This window comes from Paraburkholderia fynbosensis (assembly GCF_902859935.1).
Taxonomy (GTDB): Bacteria; Pseudomonadota; Gammaproteobacteria; order Burkholderiales; family Burkholderiaceae; genus Paraburkholderia; species Paraburkholderia fynbosensis.
Genome location: NZ_CADIKI010000011.1, coordinates 201,381 through 223,956 on the forward strand (window position 1 = coordinate 201,381; position 22,576 = coordinate 223,956).

20 protein-coding genes are annotated in these 22,576 nt (G+C 62.0%); 15 read left to right on the forward strand and 5 right to left on the reverse strand.

The features are described 5' to 3' along the window. Positions 1–42: 42 nt before the first annotated feature. The 6 genes from HV770_RS19830 (at position 43) to HV770_RS19855 (ending at position 7,606) form a co-directional block, all read left to right on the forward strand. On the forward strand, positions 43–1,017 hold the full coding sequence (locus HV770_RS19830; protein ID WP_175162244.1) for an ABC transporter substrate-binding protein: 975 nt from the start codon (positions 43–45) through the stop codon (positions 1,015–1,017). Further along, complete coding sequence (locus tag HV770_RS19835; protein WP_246291027.1) at positions 1,014–2,369, forward strand: amidase; 1,356 nt, start codon at positions 1,014–1,016, stop codon at positions 2,367–2,369. Before HV770_RS19830 ends, HV770_RS19835 begins: the two co-directional genes overlap by 4 nt. 466 nt (positions 2,370–2,835) lie before the next feature. Further along, positions 2,836–4,290, forward strand: coding sequence for an MFS transporter (locus tag HV770_RS19840; RefSeq protein ID WP_246291029.1), 1,455 nt, complete (start codon positions 2,836–2,838; stop codon positions 4,288–4,290). Then, positions 4,287–6,047 carry a winged helix-turn-helix domain-containing protein gene (locus tag HV770_RS19845; protein ID WP_175162246.1) on the forward strand — a complete coding sequence of 587 codons (1,761 nt, stop codon included), beginning with the start codon at positions 4,287–4,289 and terminating at the stop codon, positions 6,045–6,047. The genes HV770_RS19840 and HV770_RS19845 overlap by 4 nt, the downstream gene beginning before the upstream one ends. A gap of 540 nt (positions 6,048–6,587) precedes the next feature. Next, positions 6,588–6,839 carry a hypothetical protein gene (locus HV770_RS19850; RefSeq protein WP_175162248.1) on the forward strand — a complete coding sequence of 84 codons (252 nt, stop codon included), beginning with the start codon at positions 6,588–6,590 and terminating at the stop codon, positions 6,837–6,839. Between the two features lie 152 nt (positions 6,840–6,991). Next, positions 6,992–7,606: a hypothetical protein gene (locus HV770_RS19855; protein ID WP_175162250.1), complete on the forward strand. Its 615-nt coding sequence runs from the start codon at positions 6,992–6,994 to the stop codon at positions 7,604–7,606. Positions 7,607–7,789: 183 nt separating this feature from the next. On the opposite strand, the gene HV770_RS39790 is transcribed toward HV770_RS19855, so the two are convergent. Continuing rightward, positions 7,790–8,026, reverse strand: a complete 237-nt coding sequence (locus HV770_RS39790; RefSeq protein ID WP_425497455.1) for an IS3 family transposase — start codon at positions 8,024–8,026, stop codon at positions 7,790–7,792. A 203-nt stretch (positions 8,027–8,229) separates the two neighbouring features. On the opposite strand from HV770_RS39790, the gene HV770_RS19865 reads away from it, so the two are divergent. The 5 genes from HV770_RS19865 to lhpH all read left to right on the forward strand — a co-directional run bounded on the left by HV770_RS19865 (position 8,230) and on the right by lhpH (position 13,934). Then, a complete protein-coding gene (locus tag HV770_RS19865) occupies positions 8,230–9,129 on the forward strand; it encodes a LysR substrate-binding domain-containing protein (protein WP_175162381.1) in 900 nt (299 codons plus the stop codon). A 152-nt stretch (positions 9,130–9,281) separates the two neighbouring features. Then, positions 9,282–10,577, forward strand: coding sequence for an MFS transporter (locus HV770_RS19870; protein ID WP_246291031.1), 1,296 nt, complete (start codon positions 9,282–9,284; stop codon positions 10,575–10,577). Positions 10,578–10,587: 10 nt separating this feature from the next. Further along, entirely contained in the window at positions 10,588–11,847 is a 1,260-nt protein-coding gene (locus HV770_RS19875) for a metal-dependent hydrolase family protein (RefSeq protein WP_175162254.1), read from the forward strand. A gap of 53 nt (positions 11,848–11,900) precedes the next feature. Continuing rightward, on the forward strand, positions 11,901–12,848 hold the full coding sequence (gene lhpI / locus HV770_RS19880) for a bifunctional Delta(1)-pyrroline-2-carboxylate/Delta(1)-piperideine-2-carboxylate reductase (protein WP_175162256.1): 948 nt from the start codon (positions 11,901–11,903) through the stop codon (positions 12,846–12,848). A 78-nt stretch (positions 12,849–12,926) separates the two neighbouring features. Further along, positions 12,927–13,934, forward strand: a complete 1,008-nt coding sequence (gene lhpH, locus HV770_RS19885) for a trans-3-hydroxy-L-proline dehydratase (protein ID WP_175162259.1) — start codon at positions 12,927–12,929, stop codon at positions 13,932–13,934. 99 nt (positions 13,935–14,033) lie between these two features. Here the strand turns inward: lhpH and HV770_RS19890 are convergent, their stop codons facing one another. The 4 genes from HV770_RS19890 to pdhA form a co-directional block, all read right to left on the reverse strand. After that, on the reverse strand, positions 14,034–14,519 hold the full coding sequence (locus tag HV770_RS19890; protein WP_246291033.1) for a GNAT family N-acetyltransferase: 486 nt from the start codon (positions 14,517–14,519) through the stop codon (positions 14,034–14,036). 172 nt (positions 14,520–14,691) lie between these two features. After that, on the reverse strand, positions 14,692–15,807 hold the full coding sequence (locus tag HV770_RS19895) for a dihydrolipoamide acetyltransferase family protein (RefSeq protein WP_175162260.1): 1,116 nt from the start codon (positions 15,805–15,807) through the stop codon (positions 14,692–14,694). A gap of 7 nt (positions 15,808–15,814) precedes the next feature. Then, positions 15,815–16,792, reverse strand: coding sequence for an alpha-ketoacid dehydrogenase subunit beta (locus HV770_RS19900; RefSeq protein WP_175162262.1), 978 nt, complete (start codon positions 16,790–16,792; stop codon positions 15,815–15,817). After that, positions 16,785–17,873 (reverse strand): pyruvate dehydrogenase (acetyl-transferring) E1 component subunit alpha, encoded by a 1,089-nt coding sequence (pdhA, locus tag HV770_RS19905; protein WP_175162264.1) that lies wholly within the window; start codon positions 17,871–17,873, stop codon positions 16,785–16,787. Before pdhA ends, HV770_RS19900 begins: the two co-directional genes overlap by 8 nt. 384 nt (positions 17,874–18,257) lie before the next feature. Between pdhA and HV770_RS19910 the strand changes: the two genes are divergently transcribed. The 4 genes from HV770_RS19910 to HV770_RS19925 are packed head-to-tail and all read left to right on the forward strand — an operon-like array spanning position 18,258 to position 22,535. Further along, on the forward strand, positions 18,258–19,460 hold the full coding sequence (locus HV770_RS19910; RefSeq protein ID WP_175162266.1) for an efflux RND transporter periplasmic adaptor subunit: 1,203 nt from the start codon (positions 18,258–18,260) through the stop codon (positions 19,458–19,460). A 1-nt stretch (position 19,461) separates the two neighbouring features. Further along, on the forward strand, positions 19,462–20,184 hold the full coding sequence (locus HV770_RS19915) for an ABC transporter ATP-binding protein (protein ID WP_175162268.1): 723 nt from the start codon (positions 19,462–19,464) through the stop codon (positions 20,182–20,184). Between the two features lie 21 nt (positions 20,185–20,205). After that, positions 20,206–21,360, forward strand: coding sequence for an ABC transporter permease (locus HV770_RS19920; protein ID WP_175162270.1), 1,155 nt, complete (start codon positions 20,206–20,208; stop codon positions 21,358–21,360). 8 nt (positions 21,361–21,368) lie between these two features. Next, positions 21,369–22,535, forward strand: a complete 1,167-nt coding sequence (locus HV770_RS19925) for an ABC transporter permease (RefSeq protein WP_175162273.1) — start codon at positions 21,369–21,371, stop codon at positions 22,533–22,535. Positions 22,536–22,576 lie beyond the last annotated feature (41 nt).

Here is a 22,576-nt window from a genome sequence, read left to right on the forward strand (position 1 = left end):
TTCCATATTGTCGAATCTCTTCATTTAATACAGGACGATGGCATGAACGCAAGAAAAGCACTCGGGGCACTGACCACTGCCTTTGCACTCGCTGCCGCATCGGTTTCGGTGCCGGCGCTCGCCGCCGACAAGAAAGTCACCATCTCGCAGGCCTTCCAGTCGATGCTCTATCTGCCGCTCTATGTTGCGATCGACGGTGGCTTCTTCGCCAGAGAAGGACTCGACGTCACCAAGCAGACGGCGGGCAGTCCGAGCGCGGCGCTATCGGCGGTGCTCTCGGGAAGCGCCGAATTCTCGCTGCATGGCCCAGAGTGGACGGCTGTTGCGGCCGAGAAGGGCGCGGACGTCGACGTGATTGCGAACGTGGTCAATGGCGCGGCGGTGTGGATTGCCGTTGCGCCCGGTGTGAAATTTAACAGCGTCAAGGACGTCAAGGATCAGGTCGTGGTGTCGGGGCAGATGCCGACCACCAGCACGTCACTGTTCTTCAAGCTGTTGAAGGAAAACGGCATGTCGCAAAGCGACGTCAAGCTGATTCAGGTCCCGCTTGGCTCTGAAATCGGGCCGCTGGTGGCCGCACAGGCGAAGATCGCGGTAATGTATGAGCCGGGCCTCGATCAGGCAGTCGCGAAGGGTATGAAAGTCGTGCTCGGCTTTCCGCAGCACTATGGCGAGTACGCATTTTCGTCGATCACGGCCAAACGGAGCGTCGACCCCGATGCCGCCGCGCGCTTCGTAAAGGGCTTGCAGGGGGCGCTGTCGTACATGCAAAGCAATCCTGCTGAAACGGCTGCTATCGCGCGCAAGGAGTTTCCGACGCTCGACCCCGTCGTGGTCGATGCGGCCGTCAAGCGCATGCTAACCGAGGGCGTATATCCGAAGAGTGTCGACATTACGCCCCAGGCGCTCAAGGTTGCGATGGATACACAGATTGCCCTCGGCAACCTGAAAGCGCAGCCGAAGTACGATGCCTTCATCGTCCATACCTTCATCCAGCCGGCGCTTGCTGCCAAATGAATCAGGAATCCAAGACTTCCATGACCATGTTCTACGAATCTTCGACCGTGGAGGAAATCCGCGCTGCCGTCGCGTCAGGCGAGGTCGGCCTCGAGCATTACGTTTCCCGCGCGTTCGACGCAGCGAGAGATTCGCAATCCCGATTGCGCGCTTTCTGCTATTTGCCGGACACACCGTCCTTCAACCGTGCGGATCGAGTTGCGCCGCTCGCGGGTGTGCCTGTCGCGGTGAAGGACGTCATCGACACCGCCGACATGCCTACCGAGTTCAACTCCGCCGCGTACAAGGGGCGACGCCCCGAGCACGATGCGTGGGTCGTGGCGCGTCTGCGCGCGGCCGGCGCGTCGATTCTCGGCAAGACTGTGACTACGGAATTCGCATGGCGCAATCCTGGGCCGACCGTCAATCCGTGGAATAGCGCGTACACGCCGGGCGGATCGTCGAGCGGATCGGCGGCGGCCGTTGCCGCCGGCATCGTACCGCTTGCGTTCGGCACGCAGACCCAGGGCTCCGTCATCCGGCCCGCGGCGTATTGCGGGATCGTCGGCTTCATGCCCACGTACGGTGCGATTGCGCGCACAGGCGTATTGCCGCTCGCGTGGTCGCTCGACCACGTTGGGCTGTTTGCGAGGCGGGTGGCGGACATCGCGTACACGCTGAAGCTCGTGTCCGGTACGGACACGAGCGACCCGCATGTTTCGCATATCGCGTTAAAAGCGGATCGGCCTGGGGGGCGGCGGATCGGTGTGTTGAGACGGCAGGTGGGCGGCGCTGTCGAACCCGCGCAGCAGGCGGCGCTCGAGGGGCTTGCGACCCGCCTGGCGCGTGACGGGGCTGAGATCGTCACGGTCGATCTTCCGGCTGAGTTGTTCGAGACGCCGGCTTACGCGCTGCAACTGATGTCGGTGGAAGCGGCGATCACGCACGGCAATCTGGTCGATCGCACGCCGGAACTCGTCAGTGCTCCGATGCGCGGTCTTATCGAAGAAGGGCGCGCGCTGCACGCCACGACTTATGCGCGGATCAAGGCATGGCAGGTTCCGATGGCGCTGCGCTTTGACGCATGGCTGGCGCAGACGATGGGGCTCGATGCGCTGCTTGTTGCGCCCGCAACGGGCGAGCCGCCGCGTGGACTTGAATTCACCGGCGATGCCTCGTTCTGCGCGCCGTGGACGTATCTAGGTGTACCAGCCGTGACTGTTCCGGTGGGGTTCGGGCCCGCTGGCCTGCCGCTTGGTGCGCAACTTGTTGGCGCCGCGCACGGCGATGCGCAGTTGCTAGCGCTCGCGGAGTGGGTCGAGGCGCGCGCGGGGTGGAAGGCGGCGGTGGCGGAGCGAGCCGTCGAGATTTAGTGCGGGGAAACGTTGACCTTGTTGTGACGCAACAGCGGGTAACCGAACCGCTTCCTAGCCTTGTCGATTTGTTTAAACACAAATCAGAAACATAGCGGACAGGTAGATGCCTGAAGGAGGGGCGCACGAGCGTTGGGTCCCCTTCGAATTTATGCAAGCTGCCTGTTGATTCACGGACCCGGCTTTGCGCCCTTTGGGGCATTCGTTCCTTTCGTGCGATTTCTGGCGGGGTCCGGGTTCTGTCCTTCATCTGCAACACTCCTGCTTCTCACGCAGCTTCGATCGTGTTGCATCGACCGGTTGAATCCGCAAGCTTGAGCCGACGTTCGAGCATCCTCGCGAGAGCGCGGATCAATGGCCGTAATAGGCCCACGTTAAGCGGTCATTGACTTGCCCGATCTCGCGTTAGCCGCTCCTCGCGCACCTTCAGCAGCGGGACCGGCGCCATTCGCGCTCAGCACTTCCCTTGCGATCGGGCTTTCTCCGCGGCCGATTGTCGTCCAGAATGAATATTCAGTGCGCGAAGCGGCAGCTCAGGCGTATCCGTGTTGCCCGGCCATGCAGAGGTTGGACGCCGTCCTTGACAAAGCGGGGGAGGGCCATGCTTGACGATTCGCTCCCGGACCGAATCAGGCCAGTCACTGTCCGTCATCGCTGGACGATTCTGGTCGCGAGCACGGGCGGCGCGCTCGAAGTCTTCGACTTCGTGATCTACGGGTTTTTTGCCCAAAATATCGGCGCCGAGTTCTTTCCGCGACAAATGGGCGTATCGGGGCAGACGCTGTCGTTCACGGTGCTGGCGGCAGGCTACCTGTCGAGGCCTCTCGGAGGCATCGTCCTCGGTCATTTTGGCGACAGGTATGGCCGGCGCATGGTGTTCATATCGTCGGCGATGATCGCGGCCGTTTCCACGCTCCTGATTGGAATGCTTCCTTCATACGCCTTCTGGGGCGTGACTGCCTCGGTCCTTCTTTTAACGTTACGGCTCGTTCAGGGCTTGTGTCTGGGCGGCGAACTGCCCGGCGCTGTCATCTATGCCGTAGAGACCACGCGCATGAGGCGAGGGTTCGTCTGCGGCATCGTCTTTGTTGCGGTCAATCTTGCGTTGCTGTTGGCCACGACCGTCAACATGGTGGTGCAAAGCACGCTCACCAGCGAGCGGATCAGCGCATCGGGATGGCGCATCGGCTTCCTTATTGGCGGCATGGTGGGCCTGTTGAGCTTCGCGTTGCGCCGTACGCTCGCAGAAACCGATGAGTACGCGCAGGCCATCGGCGCTCGGCACCGTGAACCGCTGGCCGTGCTGTTTCGCAGCCATCTCAAGCCAGTCGTCACGGGTGTTGCCGCGTGCTCGCTGGTGGGTGCATCGAGTGGCATGTTCATCGGGTTCATGCCAAGTTATCTGCAAGGACTTCACTACGAAGCTCGGGAAATTGCGAGCGCGCAGACCTTTTATCTGATTGCCGTTGCGGCTTGCATTCTCGTCACGTCCTATGCTGGCGACCTGTTGCCGCGACACTACGTGTTCAGGGCGGGGACCGTCCTGTCGGCTCTATTCACGCCGATCTTCTTCATGGCGGCCGCCCGTTATCACGTAGACCTGACTGCCTGGTTCTTGCTTGCCGGCGCGGTGGCTTCACTGGCAAACGGGGTCTACGCGTGCGCAATCGCCGAAATGTTTCCCGTCGACGTCAGATTTAGCGGCCTCGCGACGGCCATGAACCTCGGGCTGGCTGCCTCGCTCGGCCTCACTCCTCTCGCCGCTCATATCGCCGCCGCACATGCTCACTGGAGTCCCGCGCTGCCGCTTGTCGCGTGTGCCGCATTCGCATTCGCCGCGTCCTTCGGAATGCGTAGCCTGCCGCGGCGAGGTGACGCCGAGGAGGCAAGCAGGCGCTCTCACCGCAAGGAGCGCGCATGAGTTCGCAAGAGGGTATCAGGATGACTGACGTGGAGCTTGACGTCCAGCGCTACGAATTGCGTCGCGGCGGCGAGATGGTGCGACTCGAGCGGCTGCCAATGGAACTGCTGATGCTGATGGCGTCGCGTCACGGGCAACTGGTCACCCGTGCCGACATTGTGAGGGCACTCTGGGGCACGAACACGTATCGCGAAACCGACAACAGCATCAATACAGCGATCCGTAAGATCCGCGTCGCGCTGGGCGAGGACCCCGAGAGTCCCAGGTACCTCATGACTGTCAAAGGCAAGGGCTATCGGCTCGACGGCATCCGGCTTCCGGACCGTGAGGCGCCGACCGGTTCTGCGCCGGCCGTTCGCGTGCTCGTACTGCCGTTCGAGAACAAGACGGACGATGCCAGCCTCGACGGTTTCTGTTCCGCCGTCGCGGACGAGACTTCGGCCAACATCGGCATTCTCTACCCGGAACAGATCCTGGTCATCGCCAGGACGACCGCTGCATGCTATCGGCGGTCCGCAAAGAGTATCTCCGAGATCGCGCATGAGTTGACCGTCGATTACGTGCTCGAAGGCGCGCTGACGCGTGAGGGCGCAAGAATCCGCATTCTGGCGCAACTGATACGTTCTTTCGATCAGGTCCAGATATGGAGCCGCGCTCATGAACCGATCGCAAAAGGTGCGCTTGATATTCAAAAGGAAGTGGGCGCCGCGTTGGCCCAGGAGGTCTCGCCAGCGCTCGCGGAGCAACAGCAGCACAGGCTGGCGAGGCGCTTGCCCGTCGATCCTTCGGCGCACGACGCTTACCTGCGTGGGCGCTACTACTGGACCCGGCGAGTTCACTTCGACGCGGGGTTTGCCGCCCACCACGGATTGAGCGACGAAGACTTCATTCGCGCGCACGGCTATTTTGAAACCGCCGTCGACCTCGACCCAACCTACGCGCTCGGCTATGTCGGCCTGTCGAACATTTTCGGCTCGACCGCGACACACGGATTCTATGCGCCGTCGCAAGGCTATCCCAAGGCGCGCGAGGCTGCGCTGCGAGCACTTGAACTCGACCCGAACCTGCCCGAAGCCCATCAGGCACTCGCCGGCGTGCACTACTTCTACGACTGGGACTGGCGCCGGGCCGAGGAGGAATTTCTTGAGGCATTACGGCTCAATCCGAGCCACGCCGAAACGAGCCGCCTGTACGCAAGGCTTCTAACCGTGGTCGGACGAGAAGCGGAAGGACGGGCGCAGTTCGAGCTTGCCGAAAGGGTCGACCCGCTCGGCTTCGAAGGCTCGCGCCTGCTCGGTCTGGTACAGTCGGGCAGGTATGACGACGTCATCGGCGAATATATCAAGGCTGGACATGGCAACCGCTCGCCGCTGATTTATCAGCTGCTGGCAATCGCCTTCGAGGTTCGCGGCCAGTACGAAGAAGCGATCGAAGCCACGATCGATGCGCTCACGCGCTGCAACGAATTCACACGGGCATCGACGATTCGAAGCGTGTGGGATTCGGGCGGTTATGCGAAGGTCCTGCAATGGTATTTGCAGGACCTGATGTCGCGGCGTCAGCGGAGCTATACGTCCCCGTTCCTGTTCGCCGAGATTTACGCGAGGCTCGGCCAGCAGGACGAGATGTTCCATTGGCTCGGTGCGGCACTTGCCGAGCATTCGCCGCGCCTGTGTGAACTCCGCACGAACGCATGGTTCCATCGCTATCGATCGATGGGACGGTTCAGAGAGGTGGAAAGGCGTATCGGCTATTAGGATGGCTACGCATGCCACCGGCGGACGACCCGTCCGCCGCACTGGGCCAAGGGCGACGTTCCGGTGACGCGTTTTCCCGACCGCCGTATGCAAGAGGCCGGCCTGATCCTTGAAGCGTTCGGTTCTGGAGGCCCTCGATCATGCCCGCCTTCCCGAAAGGAGGGCAGTGTCCAATTCATCTCGGCCAATTTCGGCCGCTCGCCTGCGCTGTGCGCGCGGACGTCCAAGCGTCTTCATGCACTGGTCAACGGACGTCGGCTCAGCGTCGTGCCGATCGCGTCATCGTTACCTCACAGACCGGGTCTTTTTATCGCGCCGGATTGGGAACTGAACCTGTTCTTTTGAGCCCGATTTCCCTGTTGCCCGCACGAGTTAACGATTTCTTCAGATGCCGTCGATGGCTCTGTTCGCGGTCCCGTCGCAGCATGGCCATAGCGATGCCGGCACGAGGCCTCCTACGCGGACGAGCAGCCGTCCGGGACCGCCTTCGAGGCCAGTCATGCTCTGACCGTGCAGTTCACTTTGCAGGAGTAAATGGACATGAAGACAATCCGAATTGCTGCCGCTTGCGCGCTTGTCGCCCTCGTCCCGGCGCAGTCGTGGGCGCAGGACAAGACGGCAACGTCGCAGGCCGAACCGGCTGCCCAGGACGTCGGAGGCGTTGCAGATACGCCGAAAGGGGAGGCGGGGCACTCCATGGCTTCTACGCGGCAATCTGCCGAGGTGTCCGGCCATTGGCCGCAAGCCGCAGACCAAAGCCGTGTGTCCAGTAACCTGTTCAGTCACCATTGAACATCGCCTTCGTGCTTGCGATGCGAACTTGAGACAGCACTCCCGTGCTCGCTCTGAACATCGGCACGGCGCACGGCCGCCTCATCCCGCGAGGCAATGGGCCCCCGCGCGCCGTGATGTTTCGGTCTGGTTTGGATGACAGGGAGGTTATCGTGAAGATCAAACGAGTCAGCATTTGGTCAGCAACCGCAGTGGCACTCCTCTTACTCGGCGGCGCCGCGCAGGCTGAGGGTCCCGGTGGACACGACGGACGCGACGGACACGGCGGCTCACACGGCCTTTGCTCGAACGCTACGCTCAAAGGACCGTATGCATTTACCGGTCACGGAGAAATCATCGGATTGATAGGACCGAACAATAAGGTTTCTCCGTATGCGTCCACGTCGATTCTTGATGACGTCGCCCTCGTGACGTTCGATGGCACAGGCGGCTTTACGCGCACCGACTTCGGCATGATCGGTGGGCTGCCGAAAGGCGGCCTGACGACCTTCAATCCGAACCAGAACGGAACATACACGGTCAACTCCGATTGCACCGGCACGATGAAAATCGTCTATACCGCTGGCGGAGCGGTGCCGGCGGGAGTCGAAACTGACCTGAACATGGTCGTCGCTGCGGACGGGACGCTCGTGGAATCCGTGGTCTACAGGGCGGTCACCGTCTCTGGCGCGAGCGGGGACGGCTCGGTAACGTGCCCGCAGTTTTGCGAGCAGGCTGTACAAGAAAGTTTCGAGGGGAAGAAGATCGTTGTCTACGGCTTCCGCTAATCGGGTTCCACGGGCTCACGCTCGCTGAGTCGCTGCCATGAGCGGCGCTGAGCCCGACGTTGGGCGCAGATTTTCGGTCCTCTACTTCCCGCACCGTCTGCGTGGGCCATAGGCTCACTTTCCCGACCTGTCGCAATACGGACTGAGGTTGACCCGGTTCGACGGATAGATTTGCAGTTGAGTTTAATGCGGTGTGGCACCTCCAGATAAGCTTGAATCGCGGGTTGTCCACGGCCGGGCGGCGGGTCGCCTGTCACGACCACGACGCTGGAGATCAGGCGCACGTCGGCCGCCCGCGCGTGGCCGTGTGGCGCGCGGCCAGCGCCGCCGGCTCGCCCCACACAAACCCGCCATACGCATGTGGCGCACCACCCGCTTGGGCCCCACGTGTACGCCTTCGCGCGCGAGCTGCGCATGGATAGCGGTGCCCCATACGTGCCGCGCGAGCTCGCATGTAGCGTGCGGATGCGCGAGAGCAGTTGCGCATCGCTACGTGTGTGCATCGCTATATCTAGAGACGACGGTTGTACGGCGTGAGTCTCCGAGGACCCTCGCAACCCATCAGCCGACGTCGTTGGGCTATCCTGTTGCTCTACTACAACCAGGATAATCCGCCGCGCGCCATGGCTCTCACTCCGTTGCCTCCACTCGCATGTCTTCAAGCATTCGAAGCTAGCGCCCGTTATCTCAGCTTCACTCGCGCGGGTCAGGAACTGCACCTGTCCACCAGTGCCGTGAGTCGGCAGATATCTCAGCTCGAAGAATTTCTCGGGCGCCGACTATTCGTGCGGGAGCACAACGCCCTAAGGCTCACACCAGCAGGGGAAACCTATGCGGTGGATGTTCGGCGCATGTTGGAGCTGTGCACTAGCGTGACGTCGAGTCTGATGGCTCGCGTCGTCAAATCTCGCCTCACGGTGTCCTGCACGGCCGGAATCTCGGTGTTCTGGCTTGCGCCCAGAATCGGCTCGTTTATCGACGGGAATCCCGATGTGGACCTGCGCATCATTGTGCGGGACCACTTTGGAGCCGTCTCGCCTGCCGAGTACGACGTCGGCATTTTCTATCTGCGCAACCCTGAGGTTCATGGAACGCATACGCGCAAGCTCTTCGACGAAGAGGTCTTTCCGGTTTGTTCACCGACCTATCTTGAAGGGCGCAAGCTGAAGCCAGTGGAACTACTATCCTGCACGCTGCTTGTTCTTGAGGACGCGGAACGTAGCTGGATGTCCTGGCACACCTGGTTCGAACAGGCGGGGCTTGAACGACCAGCGCTCAATCAAACCATCATTGTCAACAGCTACCCACTCATTGTGCAGCTCGCGACGCATGGCAAGGGCGTCGCGCTCGGTTGGAACCGGGTTATCGACCCGCTCCTCGAGCACGGCGCGCTCGTCAGGGCATCGGACTCTCACGCCTCAATGGGCGGCTCATACTTTGTCACCTGGCCATCAGAGCGTGCGGAAACACCCGCCGCCCGTCGGTTTCGCGAGTGGGTAGTCAGCCAGACCCCCGCTTCCTGACGTCCCCGGTTGCAAGCCTCTGGACGCGGTTGCGTTTTCTGCAAGCGCGTTTGCGAATTTAGCGTTATGCGGTCGTCACGCCAAAAATTACATTGATTGCGTGACGAATCGCGAACGCTCGCCTCGCAAAGCGACAATCCAGAGAGGTCTAAATGGCAACGAGTGCATCAAACGGCATACTGATGGGCGAGCCGCCCACAAGGACGGTGACGCGCCGGAAGGCGATTTTTGCCACTGTCATTGGCAGCGGTCTGGAATGGTTCGACTTTTCCGGGTACGCGTTCTTCGCAGCGACCATCGGTAAGCTATTTTTCCCCGCAGGCAACGAGACAACGTCGCTGCTGCTATCGCTGGCAACTTTTGGCGTTGGTTTCGTGATGCGACCGCTCGGCGGCATCGCGTTCGGCATCTACGGCGACAAGGTGGGTCGCAAGCGAGCGCTGTCGCTCGCCATGCTGATCATGGCGCTCGGCTCGGGCATCATCGCTTTCGCCCCTACGTACCAATCTATCGGCATCGCCGCGCCGTGTCTTATCGTCATCGCGCGATTGCTGCAGGGGCTGTCCGCTGGCGGTGAAATGGGCGGCGCTACCGCGTTCCTTACCGAGCATGCTCCAGCTAAACGTCGTGCTTTCTATTCGAGCTGGATTCAGACGAGTATCGGTTTCGCCGTGGTCATCGGCAGCCTTACCGGTACGCTCATCACGTCGAGCATGTCGGCTGATTCGCTGACCGCATGGGGATGGCGTATTCCGTTTTTCATCGGCATGCTGGTGGCCCCGGTTGGATACTACATTCGGCTGAAAATCGAAGAAACGCCCGAGTTCGTTTCGGAGAAGCGCCACACCAACACGCCGCTGCGTGACGTCATTCGCGAGTATCCCCGCCAGGTGCTCTCCAGCCTGCTGATGGTCGTACTGTGGACCGTCTGCACGTACGTCATCCTGTTCTACATCCCGACTTATGTTGTGAAGTATCTGCACATGACCCAGCGTGAGGGCTTCACGTCGGGCGTCGTCAGCGGTGTCGTGCTGATGGTCATGGCGCCCGTGTTCGGGGCACTGTCCGATAAGGTCGGCAAGCGGCGGGTCCTGTCGGTTGCTGCGCTCGTTATTCTGGTTGCCAGCTATCCACTGTTCTCTCATCTGATTAAATCGCCCGACTTTGCCACTCTGCTGACCTTCCAGGCGATTTTCGGCGTGCTGATTGCGGCATACACCGGCCCGATTCTGGCTCTCTTCACGGAAATGTTCCCGAGCCGTGTCCGTGCAACCGGATTGTCTTTGGCCTACAACGGCGCAGTGACCATCTTCGGTGGCTTTGCCGCTTTCATCATCACCTGGCTTACCCAACACACGGGCGACGCCGGGTCTGCGTCTTATTACATCATCTTCGCCGCGGTGGTTAGCCTGCTCGGCATCTTGCTGACAAAGCCATACCAGGCTTGAGGAAATTCACATGAACATGTTGGTTATCGAAGGGGTGAACATTTTCGACCCCGCAACGAAGAAACGCCAGACGAACACCAATGTCTGCATCGCCGATGGGAGGATTGCGGCAATAGGACAGATACCGTCGTCGTTTGCCGATGCCCGCAGAATGAACCTTCCCGGGCGTACCGTCCTGCCGGGTTTCATCGACCTGCATGTCCACGTCGTCGCGTCGAATGCGAATCTGGGCGCTAATGCGATGATGCCAAACTTCCTGGCGGCGCTTAAAACGTTGCCCATCCTGCGCGGAATGCTGAATCGCGGGTTCACCACCGTTCGTGATGCAGGCGGCGCTGACTTTGCAATGTGCGATGCTGTTAACAGCGGCGTGCTTTGGGGCCCGCGTATCCTGTCGTCGGGCAAGGCGTTATCGCAGACCGGTGGGCACGGCGACTTCCGTCAGCGCAATGACAAGCTTGACGATGCCTGCGGGTGCCTGGGACGTCAGGGAGCGATTGCCCGGGTGGTCGATGGTGTCGAGGCGATGCGCCTGGCAGTACGCGAAGAACTCCTCAAAGGTGCCTCCCAAATCAAGATAATGGCGTCGGGCGGAGTCGCTTCGCCCAACGACCCCATCACCAACACCCAGTATTCGGAAGATGAAATCCGTGCCGCGGTTCAGGAAGCGGAGGCTGCCGGGACTTACGTGATGGCGCACGCCTACACCGCTCGTGCCGTCCGGCGCGCCGTCGAGTGCGGGGTGAAATGTATCGAGCACGGAAACCTCATCGACGAGGAGACTGCCCGTCTGCTCGCGGAGCGTGGCGTAGCGGTTGTGCCCACCATCGCCACTCTCGACCGTCTCATTGAACAAGGTCCCGCGCTTGGTTTCCCCGCTGAGTCGCTCGCAAAGATTGAGGGAGCACGCTCCGTCGGCCGGCAGGCACTTGCGCTGATGGCGCGCGAAGGCGTGAAGGTCGGCTTCGGCTCAGACATGCTGGGCGAGCTGCACGGCTTCCAGTCCGACGAGTTCGCGGTTCGGGCAGAAATCGTCGGTAACGTTGAGGCCATCCGGTCGGCTACGTGCGTCGCCGCCGAAATTACGGGTGAAGCAGGCGTGCGGGGAACGGTCGCCGTCGGAGCCGTGGCTGACCTCATCGTGGTCGACGGTGACCCGATTGAGGACATTTCCCTTCTGCTGGGGCAAGGCGAACACATTCCCGTGGTCATCAAGGCCGGAGTGTGCATGAAGGAAGCCGGCCGACTGCTCGAACCAATCGCAGAGTGAACTGCTGGCGCGCGGCATCGGTCGCGCCCACCCCACCAAAGGCGAACCCGAACATGACCTCTCTCAGCACCCGAAATTTCGACGCCCACGCAACAGCTGCACTCCTGGACTATCCCTCGCTGGTACGCGTGCTTCGGGAGACCATCATCGAATATGGCGCGGGACACGTCGTGAGTCCTGAGCGGCTGGCCATTCCGATGCAGGAAAGCGGCCTGATGCTGTCGATGCCTGCAAGTGCTAAAGACATCGCCATCCATAAGTTGGTGACCGTGTGTCCTTCGAATGGAAAACGCCAGCTTCCGACCATCCATGGTCAGGTCATCGCATGCGACGCGCACACCGGGGAAATGTTGTTCGTGCTCGACGGGCCGACCGTAACCGGGCGGCGAACGGCGGCGGTCACTGTGCTGGGCATCCAGACCCTGCATGGCATGGCTCCGCGCAAAATTCTCATCATCGGCACCGGGAAACAGGCGGCCAATCACGCGGAAGCTTTCGCGGCCTCCTTCCCGGAAGCCAAACTGTTCGTCAAGGGTAGCTCCCAGGCAGTCGCGGAGGCCTTTGTGGCCCGGAGCCGGCCGGTAGCACCGAACCTGTCTGTCCTTGATGGCGATGTGTTTCCCGACGACATTGAAGTCGTCGTCACCTTGACAACGAGCAAGTCTCCGGTCTACACGTTGTCGGCGCGCCCCGACCGTCTCGTCGTCGGCGTCGGCGCTTTCACGGCAGACGCAGCGGAACTCGGCAAGGAGACCGTCGACGGAAGTTTCTTGGTTGTAGATGACCCCGTCGGCGCAAAGCATGAAGCGGGCGACCTTATCCAGGCCAAGGTCAACTGGGCCTCAGTTTCTCCGCTTGCCAAGGCACTGACTGGCGAGCTGAAGCCGAGTGCGCCGATTCTGTTCAAGAGCGTTGGCTGCGCTGCGTGGGACTTGGCCGCGTGCCGCGTGGCGCGTAAAGCGCTCGGCGCAAACGCCTGTCAAGTCGGCGCTGACGTGTAAGTAGCGCCGATTAAAATTGCTTGCCGGTTCCCTACGGCGAGTAAAAGCAGGATACCCACCGACTTCACTGAAGCAGACATGAAAATCACCCGCACCATCTCGACTGTTGAAGTCCACACCGGCGGTGAAGCATTCCGCATCGTTACCAGTGGCTTGCCGCGCCTGCCTGGCGACACTATCGTCAAGCGACGTGCATGGCTGAAAGAAAACGCCGACGAAATCCGCACGGCCCTGATGTTCGAGCCTCGCGGTCATGCGGACATGTACGGCGGTTACCTGACGGAGCCGGTTAGCCCGAACGCGGATTTCGGTATCATCTTCCTGCACAACGAAGGCTACAGCGACCACTGTGGACACGGTGTCATCGCGCTGTCCACGGCGGCGGTCGAACTTGGCTGGGTGCAGCGTCGAGTACCTGAAACGCGCGTAGGTATCGACGCGCCGTGCGGGTTCATCGAAGCATTCGTGCAATGGGACGGCGAGCATGCGGGCAATGTTCGTTTCGTGAATGTGCCGTCTTTTATCTGGAAACAGGACGTGACGGTCGAGACGCCGTCGTTTGGTCCGGTGACTGGCGATATTGCGTTCGGTGGTGCATTCTACTTTTACACCGATGGTCAGCCACACGGGCTTGAAGTTCGTGAATCTTCGGTGGAAGAACTCATCCGTTTTGGAGCAGAGGTAAAGGAGGCTGCGAACAAGGCGTTCCCGGTCGTGCACCCTGATATCCCTGAAATCAACCATATCTACGGGACTATTATCGCTAACGCACCGCGAAGCGACAGTTCCACACAAGCCAACTGCTGCGTATTCGCCGACCGCGAAGTGGACCGTTCACCGACCGGCTCAGGTACCGGCGGACGCGTCGCTCAGCTGTATCTGCGCGGTCAGTTGGGAAAGGGCGACACGCTCGTGAACGAGTCCATCATCGGCACGGTGTTCAAAGGACGGGTGCTGAGCGAGACGACTGTGGGCGATTTCCAAGCCGTCATCCCCGAGGTCGAAGGCAACGCTTTCGTTTGCGGCTTTGCGAATTGGATTGTGGACGATCGTGACCCTCTGACTTACGGGTTCCTTGTACGATAACCGACGCTTAGTCGTGTCAGTTAGCGGCGAATGCCAAGATATCAACGCGTCCGGCGGTCCTGACATTCGCTGCTGGCAAGAGCGAACCTGACAGCGCCGTTACGACATACGAGCCGCTCCAAACGAAGGCGCAAGCACCAATGTAGAGACCTTGCCATCGTTCTCGATTTCGACAAAGCCGATTCGCCTGTACCACTCATAGGCCACCCGGTTGCATACGAAGACATGCAAGTACAGCGGCTTTTGCAAGTGACTGGACAACGACCTGGCCTTGGCAAGCGCTTCGCTGCCGATCGACTTGTTTTGCATCTCCGGCACGATACAAAGCATCCTCAGCCAGACGAGATCAGGTTCGACGTCCCAGTGCACAAGCCCGCACCGGTTGCCTTCCTGCATAACTATCTGACAAGAACCCTGGCGAAGGCTTTTTGCAAACCCCGCTCGTTGCAAGTCCTCATCCCAGCCTTGCGCTGAGGTAACGAAACCCTTCATCGTCCGCTGGTACGTGTCATATAGCCATTCCGAGTCGTCGGATACGGCCTGCCGAAAACCCAGGTTCATAACAACGGCGCGATGATCGATCATGACTTTCCGTTACGGATGCACTGCAGCTGATGCCATCGCCAAGAGCATTCATTGAAACCGGAACTCCGACGCGCATCACGCGATGCGTCCTTCATGCCGTCCGGCATGCATGTGTTTCCCGGACGGCCAATCCCTTTTTGACTGCGGTCCAGATACCGGCGCCCGAACACGGTTACTGCACCATCTGCAGATCAGCAATCGCCGCGGCGAGAAAACGTGCCGCTTCACCGCCCGTGACAACTCGATGGTCGAACGTCAGACTAAGCGGCAAGATCCGATGCACAGCAGGAACCCCGCCGGCCGCCACGACCTGCTCATGAATGCGCCCCGCTCCGAGAATCGCGACAGTGGGCGGCACGACGATGGGAGCCGCGTATTTGCCCGCGATCATGCCGAAGTTCGACAGCGTGATCGTATTGCCTCGCAGTTCTTCCGGTGGAATCTTGCGAGCGCGGATGTCGGCACGCATGCGGTCGAGCCCCGCGCGCAGATCCGCTGCGTCGCGGTGCTCGACGTTGCGCAACACCGGTACGAAGAGACCATCCGGTAGATCGACGGCGATACCTAGATCGACTTTCTCCAGCACGTGGCGCCGTCCCGCATGTCCGTCGAACCATGCGTTGAGCGCCGGTACGGCGCGGCATCCGGACACCAGCGCGCGGATCAGGCGGATCGTCACATCAGTATGTGGCGGCCACGCGTGAATGTCGGCGTCGTCGATGACGGTCGCTGCGGCCACCTCGCTCTGCGCGCGTGCCATGTTCTGGGCCATCGCGCGCCGTACGCCGCGCAGCACTTCAGGCGGCCCGAGATCAGCGAATATTCTCGCGACGCGCCGCACGTCCGCCGCCGTGATGACACCCTCCGGTCCCGACGGTGTCACCATCGCCAGATCGACATCCAGCTTGCGCGCGAGCGCCCGCACGGCCGGGATCGCCTTGGTCGCGCCGACACCCGCGCCCGCACCGCCGCCGAGTGCGGCCGGCGCTTCCTGCACAACGTGCTGGCCGACCTCCACATGGCCGACCACGGTACCGGCATCGGCTTCGTCGGCCGCCCCTTCGAATGCGACTAGCGGCGCCCCCAGATGCACGATGTCGCTCACCTGGCCGAACAGTTTCACGATGCGGCCGGATTGAGGCGACGGGATATCGACGATCGCCTTCGCTGTTTCGACCGACAACAGCGGTTGATCCGCGCGAACGTCATCGCCGCTCTTGACATGCCACTCGACGATCTCTGCTTCCTGCAAGCCTTCGCCGAGATCGGGTAGTTTGAAGATTTTCATGATTTCACTATGCTTCCAGCGCTTGCCTGACCGCGGCAACGATGCGCGCGGTGCACGGCATATATTGACTTTCGAGCCGGAACAGCGGCACCACCACGTCATATCCGGTGACGCGCTGCACCGGCGCGAGCAGTGAGTACAGTCCCCGCTCAGCGATGTTGGCGGCAATCTCCGCGCCGACCCCGCCGGTGCGTGAGCCCTCGTGCACGATCACGCAGCGCCCGGTTTTCGCCACCGACGCGAGAATGGTGTCCAGCTCGAGCGGTTTGAGTGTCACCACGTCGATCACCTCGGCCGCCACGCCTTCCTGCGCGAGCAGATCGGCCGCGGCCTGCACCTCCTGCAACGCCCCGCCCCAACTCACCAGCGTGACGTCGGTTCCTTCGCGCAACGTAAAGCAACTGTCGAGCGGCAGCGCTTCTCCATCGTCCTCCACGGGCTGCCTGAACAGCCGATACAGGCGCGTCGGCTCGAAGAAGATCACCGGGTCCGGGTCCCGGATCGCCGCCAGCAGCAAGCCGTACGCGCGCGCCGGCGAGGACGGCGTCACGACGCGCAGCCCGGGTATGTGGGTGAAGAGCGCTTCAGGGTTTTCGGAATGATGCTCTGGCGCGTGAATGCCTGCGCCGCATGGCGCACGGATCACGAGTGGGCACGTCAGCCGTCCGCGCGTTCGATGCCGCAACCGTGACGCATGATTCAGAATGTGATCGATGACCGGATAGATGAACCCCGCGAACTGGATCTCCACAATGGGCTTCAGGCCCATCGCCGCCATGCCGATCGCGGTGCCGGCAATTGCGGTTTCGGCCAGAGGCGTATCGATTACCCGCTGATTGCCGAAGCGTGTCTGCAGCCCGGCGGTCGTGCGAAACACGCCGCCGTTCACGCCAATGTCCTCTCCGAGCAGCACGACGGCCGGGTCGTGCGCCAGTTCGTAGGCAAGCGCCTGATTGAGCGCGTCGACCATGCTGAGGTCAGCCATTGCCGTTCCCCGCAACCGGCGCGAAGCGCTCTGCCATTGCCAGTTGCTCGCGCATCGCCGGCGGCAACGTCTCATACAGGTGATCGAACATCGCGGACGCCCCCGGCGGCGGTATCGCGAGATACGCATCGACGGCCTGCTCGACCTGCGCATGGCAGGCCTTGCCGAGTTGCTCGTCCCGCGCCTTGTCCCAGACGTTCAGGCGCATCATGAAAGTGCGCAAACGAAGCAGCGGTTCGTATTCCCAGCGCTTGCTGATGACTTCGGAGTCGCGATAGCGCGTCGCGTCATCGGCTGTCGTGTGATCGCCGAGACGATAGCTGAGCGCTTCGATCAGCGTCGGGCCATCGCCTCGGCGAGCCTTGGCGAGCGCCGCGTGGACAACCTCGTGCACGGCGATCACGTCGTTACCGTCGACCTGCAGCCCGTCGATTCCCGCTGCGATCGCTTTTTGCGCGAGCGTTTGAGCAGCGCTCTGGTGGCTACGCGGCACCGAAATTGCCCACTCGTTGTTGTTGACCACGAGGACAAGCGGCGCCTGCCAGGCACCGGCCATGTTCATCGCCTCGTAGAAGTCCCCCTTGGACGTGGCGCCGTCGCCGAAGATCGCCACCGCGACGCGCGGCTCGTGACGCAGCATGAACGCGTAGGCCGCGCCGGCGGCGTGGCATATCTGTGTGGCGATCGGCACACAGTTCGGGAAATCGTTGCGGGGCACGCCGAAGTCGCTGCCGCGCTCGTCGCCGCCCCAGTACAGCAGACTTTCCACCATCGTGACGCCCCGCAGCAATTGCGCGGCGTGATCCCGATAGGAAGGGAACAGCACGTCGTCGGGCTGCATCGCGCTGGCCACGCCGACACCGACCGCTTCCTGGCCGAGCGACGACGCGAAAGTGCCGAGCTTGCCGGTACGCTGCAGCGCGACCGCCTTCGTGTCGAACGCCCGCGTCAGCACCATCGCGCGACAAAGAGAAATCAGCACCGCCGGGTCTCGCGCAAAGGCAGGCAAGGCCTGAACAGCCTCGCCATCGGGGCCAAGATATTGCGTATAGCCGATGTGAAAAGTGGCAGCCGTGCTCATGTCCGCCCCATGTTCTTTCAGATACCGAAGACGTGCCGGAGTTCACGCGCGAGCGACACGATACACGCAGCGCAGTGCGTACAAACTTCAGTTTAGGCAATAGCGGCGCGCGCATGGTGCCTGTTCCTCGCTTTGTCGATCACCCAGCGAGCCAGCCCTTAATGCGAACGTTCGGTTGTCGCAATGCAGCACTGGGCGCTGACAGGAAATCCGCCGTCTGCGCAGGCGCAAGCGTCCCGTCCGCATGACGCGAGCGGAGGCCAGGCGCGGCGCTATACTGTGGTCCCGTCTACAGGACAAGTAGCCGGCGTGGCGAGGCGTCGTGATGCCGTTTCTGTGCGGTGTCCGCAAAGCGCGAATGCCAGCCGGCGAAGACATAAAAAATTGGCAGATCACGATCTGAAGAGGCTGAAAATCGACCGGCCCGCCGTCGCTGCCGCACGGCGGCACAACTGGTTCGCTTACGGGGTCGTCGCGCTGCTTCTCGTCGGTGCGGCAGTCGCCGGCCTCAAGCTGGCCGGTCCGCAGGCCGTCGAAACCACCACCGTGGTGTCCGCTTACCCCTCGCAGACCTATACGCTGCTCAACGCGACCGGCTACGTCGTGCCGCAGCGCAAGGCCGCGGTGGCGTCGAAAGGGCAGGGGCGCCTCGAGTGGCTCGGCGTGCTGGAGGGTACGCGCGTCAAGAAAGACGAGGTGATTGCCCGGCTCGAAAGCGCGGACGTCGAGGCCGCGCTCGCGCAGGCCAAGGCGCAAATCAAGGTGGCGCAGGCCAATCTCGCGCTGCAGGTGGCCGAACTGAAGAACGCCCAGATCAACCTGCGCCGCTCCGCGATACTCGCGCCGCAGGGCGCCATGCCCGCCACCCAGTACGACTCCGATCTCGCCCGTTACGACAAGGCCCGAGCGTCGATCGACAACAGCCGTGCGGCGATCGCGTCGGCGCAGGCCAATGCGCAGGCCGCCCAGGTGGCCGTCGATCAAACAGTGATTCGCGCGCCGTTCGATGGCGTGGTGATCGAGAAGCATGCCAACGTCGGCGACAACATCACGCCGTTCTCGCAGGCATCCGACAGCAAGGGCGCCGTCGTGACGATCGCCGATATGGAAACGCTCGAAGTCGAAGCCGATGTCGCGGAATCGAACATCGCGAAGATCACCGTGGACGAGCCTTGCGAGATCCAGCTCGATGCGCTGCCCGAACTCAGGCTGGCTGGCCGCGTGTCGCGCATCGTGCCGACTGTCGACCGTTCGAAAGCGACCGTCCTCGTCAAAGTGCGCTTCGTCGATCGCGATGAGCGCGTGCTGCCCGACATGAGCGCCAAGATTGCGTTTCTGACGAAGCCTGTTCCGCCGCGGGACCGGAAGCCGGTGGTCGCGGTGCAGCCCGCGGCGATCGTCGAGCGCGATGGCCGCAAGGTCGCTTTCGTGATCAAGGACGATACCGTGCGCGAAGTGCCCGTCACGACCGGCGCGGCGCTCGGCGACCTCGTGGCCGTCAGCGGCGTGCATCCCGGCGATGTGCTCGTACGCGCACCGAACGAGCACATCAAGGACGGCGCCAAAGTCACCGTGGCGAAGAAATAGTGTGGGCACTGTGGACAACGTGAAGCGCGTGAGCGATACAGAGCCGCTCGTCGACATCAGGCACCTCGTCAAATCGTACCGGCGCGGTGTTCAGACGGTGCCCGTTCTCTCCGACATCACGCTCTCGATCGGCGAAGGCGACTTCATTGCGCTGATGGGGCCGTCGGGGTCGGGGAAGAGCACGCTGCTCAATCTGATCGCGGGCATCGACCGGCCGGATGGCGGCGAACTGCGCGTCGGCGGACTCGACATCACGCGGCTGTCGGAGTCGACGCTGGCGGAATGGCGCGCGGCCCATGTCGGCTTCATCTTCCAGTTCTACAACCTGATGCCCGTGCTGACTGCATTCGAGAACATCGAATTGCCGTTGATGCTCACGCGCCTATCGCGCAAGGAGCGGCGCGAGCGCGTGAGCCTCGTCCTCGACATGGTGAATCTGTCGGATCGCGCGCAGCATTACCCGTCCGAGCTTTCCGGCGGCCAGCAGCAACGCGTCGCGATCGCTCGCGCGCTGATCACCGATCCGACGCTGATCGTCGCCGACGAACCGACAGGCGACCTGGACCGCACGTCCGCCGAGGAGGTGCTGACGATGATGCAGCGGCTCAATCGCGAACTCGGCAAGACCATTATCATGGTGACCCACGACGCGCACGCGGCGGGGGCGGCGAAGGCGCTCGTGCATCTGGAAAAGGGGGAACTGATCGATGGAACCACTCGCTGAAGCGCGCCAGGGCCGATCGTCATGTATCTGTTCAAGCTAATCACGAGAAACGCGTTGCGGCACAAGCTGCGCACGTTGCTGACCGTGTTCGGACTCCTGATCGCGGTGCTCGCGTACGGGCTGCTGCATACCGTGGTCGACGCATGGTATGCGGGCGCCGCGGCGGCATCGAACGCAAGGCTCGTGACGCGCAATGCGATCTCACTGGTGTTTCCGCTGCCGTTGAGCTACGAGAACCGCATACGCGGCGTGGAAGGCGTGACGATGGTCGCGCGCTCCAACTGGTTCGGCGGTGTGTATCGCGAGCCGAAGAACTTCTTCGCGCAGTTCGCCGTATCGGACAACTATCTCGACCTGTACCCGGAATTCATCTTGCCCGCGCAGCAGCGCAACGACTACGAGCGGGACCGCAAGGGCTGTCTGATCGGCCGGCAGCTCGCGAGCCAGTTCGGCTTCAAGATCGGCGACGTGATTCCGATCAAGGGCACGATCTATCCGGGCACCTGGGAGTTTGTCGTGCGCGGCATTCTCGACGGCCGCGACGAATCGACGATTACGCGCCAATTGATTTTCCACTGGGAGTACCTGAACGAAACGGTACGCAAGACGCCCGGGCGGAAAGCGGATCAGGTCGGGGTCTATGTGCTTGGTATCGCGAACCCGGACGAAGCCGCTGCGATCTCGCGCAATGTCGACAACGTATTCAGGAACTCGCTCGCCGAGACGCTCACCGAAACCGAGCAGGCGTTCCAGCTTGGCTTCGTGGCGATGTCGAATCAGATCATTGCGGCGATCCGACTGGTGTCGTATGTGGTCATCGTCATCATCATGGCCGTGATGGCCAATGCGATGGCGATGAGCGCGCGCGAGCGCACGGTTGAATATGCGACGCTCAAGGCACTCGGTTTCGGCCCGGGATTTCTCGCGTTGCTGATGTTCGGCGAGTCGGTGACGATCTGCGCGGTGGGCGGCGGTCTCGGCATACTCGCCACCCCGCCCGCCGCAAGCCTCTTCAAGCAGGCGACGGCAGGCGTGTTCCCGGTGTTCCACGTGTCGCGCGAAACGATGCTGTTGCAGGCGGCGTGCGCGCTCGTCGTCGGGATCACGGCGGCGATCATTCCGGCGCTGCAGGCGGCGCGGGTGAGGATCGTCGAAGGCCTGCGGGCTATCGGCTAGAGGCTCACGTGGCGATCCCGCTCTCGTATATCGCTCGCAATCTGTGGATGCGCCGGCTGACCACCGCGCTCACGGCCGGTGGGCTCGCGCTTGTCGTGTTCGTGTTCGCGACCGTGCTGATGCTCGATGCGGGCCTCAAGAAGACGCTCGTGTCCACCGGTGAAGAGGACAACGTCGTGGTCATCCGCAAGGGCGCGGAAACGGAAGTGCAGAGCGCGATCGACCGCGGCCAGGCGAACGTGATCGAAATGCACCCGGCGGTGGCGATCGGTAGCGACGGGCGACGCATGGCGTCGAAGGAGTCCGTCGTGCTGATCTCTCTGACGAAGCTCGCCTCGGGCAAGCCATCGAACGTCGTGATTCGCGGAGTCTCGCCCGCGGGCATGAGCTTGCGGCCGCAAGTGAAGCTCGCGTCGGGGCGCATGTTCAATCCGGGATCGTCCGAAATCATCGTCGGCAGCAGCATTGCGAAGGGCTTCAGCGGTACGCAGCCAGGCGAGCATTTGCGCTTCGCGCAGCGCGACTGGACCGTGGTTGGCACTTTCGACGCGGGCGGCAGCGGCTTCGATTCGGAAATCTGGGGCGATGTCGATCAATTGATGCAGTCATTTCGCCGCACGAGTTATTCGTCGATGGTAGTGCGGCTCGCGCAGTCCGACCGGTTCGGCGGCTTCAAGTCCGACATCGACGTCGATCCGCGCCTCGCCGATGAAGCGAAGCGCGAACAGACGTTCTATAGCGACCAGTCGAAGGCGCTCTCGACGTTCATCAACATTCTCGGCTTCACGCTATCGACGATCTTTTCGATAGCCGCAATGATCGGCGCGATGATCACGATGTACGCGTCCGTGGCCAACCGGGTTGCGGAGATCGGCACGTTGCGTGCGCTCGGCTTCAGGCGCTCCAACGTGCTCGCTGCGTTTCTCGTCGAAGCGATGCTGCTGGGGCTCGTCGGCGGACTGGCGGGACTGGGCTGCGCGGCGTTCATGCAGTTCGCGTCGTTTTCGACCACCAACTTCCAGACCTTCGCGGACCTGTCGTTCCGCTTTATCCTCACCCCGGCCATCGTCGTGAAGACGCTCACATTTTCGATGACGATGGGCCTCGTTGGCGGGTTTCTGCCTGCGATGCGCGCGGCCCGCATGAACATCGTCGATGCATTGCGCGCGCGTTGAGCACATGCAGTCAGGCGTTTAGCCGATGCACATGATCAAGA

Coding starts and splice junctions, on each gene's coding strand:
- lhpH (WP_175162259.1), top strand. CDS start 12,927: ATGAAAATCACCCGCACCATCTCGACTGTTGAAGTCCACACCGGCGGT.
- HV770_RS19835 (WP_246291027.1), top strand. CDS start 1,014: ATGAATCAGGAATCCAAGACTTCCATGACCATGTTCTACGAATCTTCG.
- HV770_RS19875 (WP_175162254.1), top strand. CDS start 10,588: ATGAACATGTTGGTTATCGAAGGGGTGAACATTTTCGACCCCGCAACG.
- HV770_RS19890 (WP_246291033.1), bottom strand. CDS start 14,519: ATGATCGATCATCGCGCCGTTGTTATGAACCTGGGTTTTCGGCAGGCC.
- HV770_RS19870 (WP_246291031.1), top strand. CDS start 9,282: ATGGCAACGAGTGCATCAAACGGCATACTGATGGGCGAGCCGCCCACA.
- HV770_RS19920 (WP_175162270.1), top strand. CDS start 20,206: ATGTATCTGTTCAAGCTAATCACGAGAAACGCGTTGCGGCACAAGCTG.
- pdhA (WP_175162264.1), bottom strand. CDS start 17,873: ATGAGCACGGCTGCCACTTTTCACATCGGCTATACGCAATATCTTGGC.
- HV770_RS19830 (WP_175162244.1), top strand. CDS start 43: ATGAACGCAAGAAAAGCACTCGGGGCACTGACCACTGCCTTTGCACTC.
- HV770_RS19900 (WP_175162262.1), bottom strand. CDS start 16,792: ATGGCTGACCTCAGCATGGTCGACGCGCTCAATCAGGCGCTTGCCTAC.
- HV770_RS19850 (WP_175162248.1), top strand. CDS start 6,588: ATGAAGACAATCCGAATTGCTGCCGCTTGCGCGCTTGTCGCCCTCGTC.
- lhpI (WP_175162256.1), top strand. CDS start 11,901: ATGACCTCTCTCAGCACCCGAAATTTCGACGCCCACGCAACAGCTGCA.
- HV770_RS19845 (WP_175162246.1), top strand. CDS start 4,287: ATGAGTTCGCAAGAGGGTATCAGGATGACTGACGTGGAGCTTGACGTC.
- HV770_RS19865 (WP_175162381.1), top strand. CDS start 8,230: ATGGCTCTCACTCCGTTGCCTCCACTCGCATGTCTTCAAGCATTCGAA.
- HV770_RS19895 (WP_175162260.1), bottom strand. CDS start 15,807: ATGAAAATCTTCAAACTACCCGATCTCGGCGAAGGCTTGCAGGAAGCA.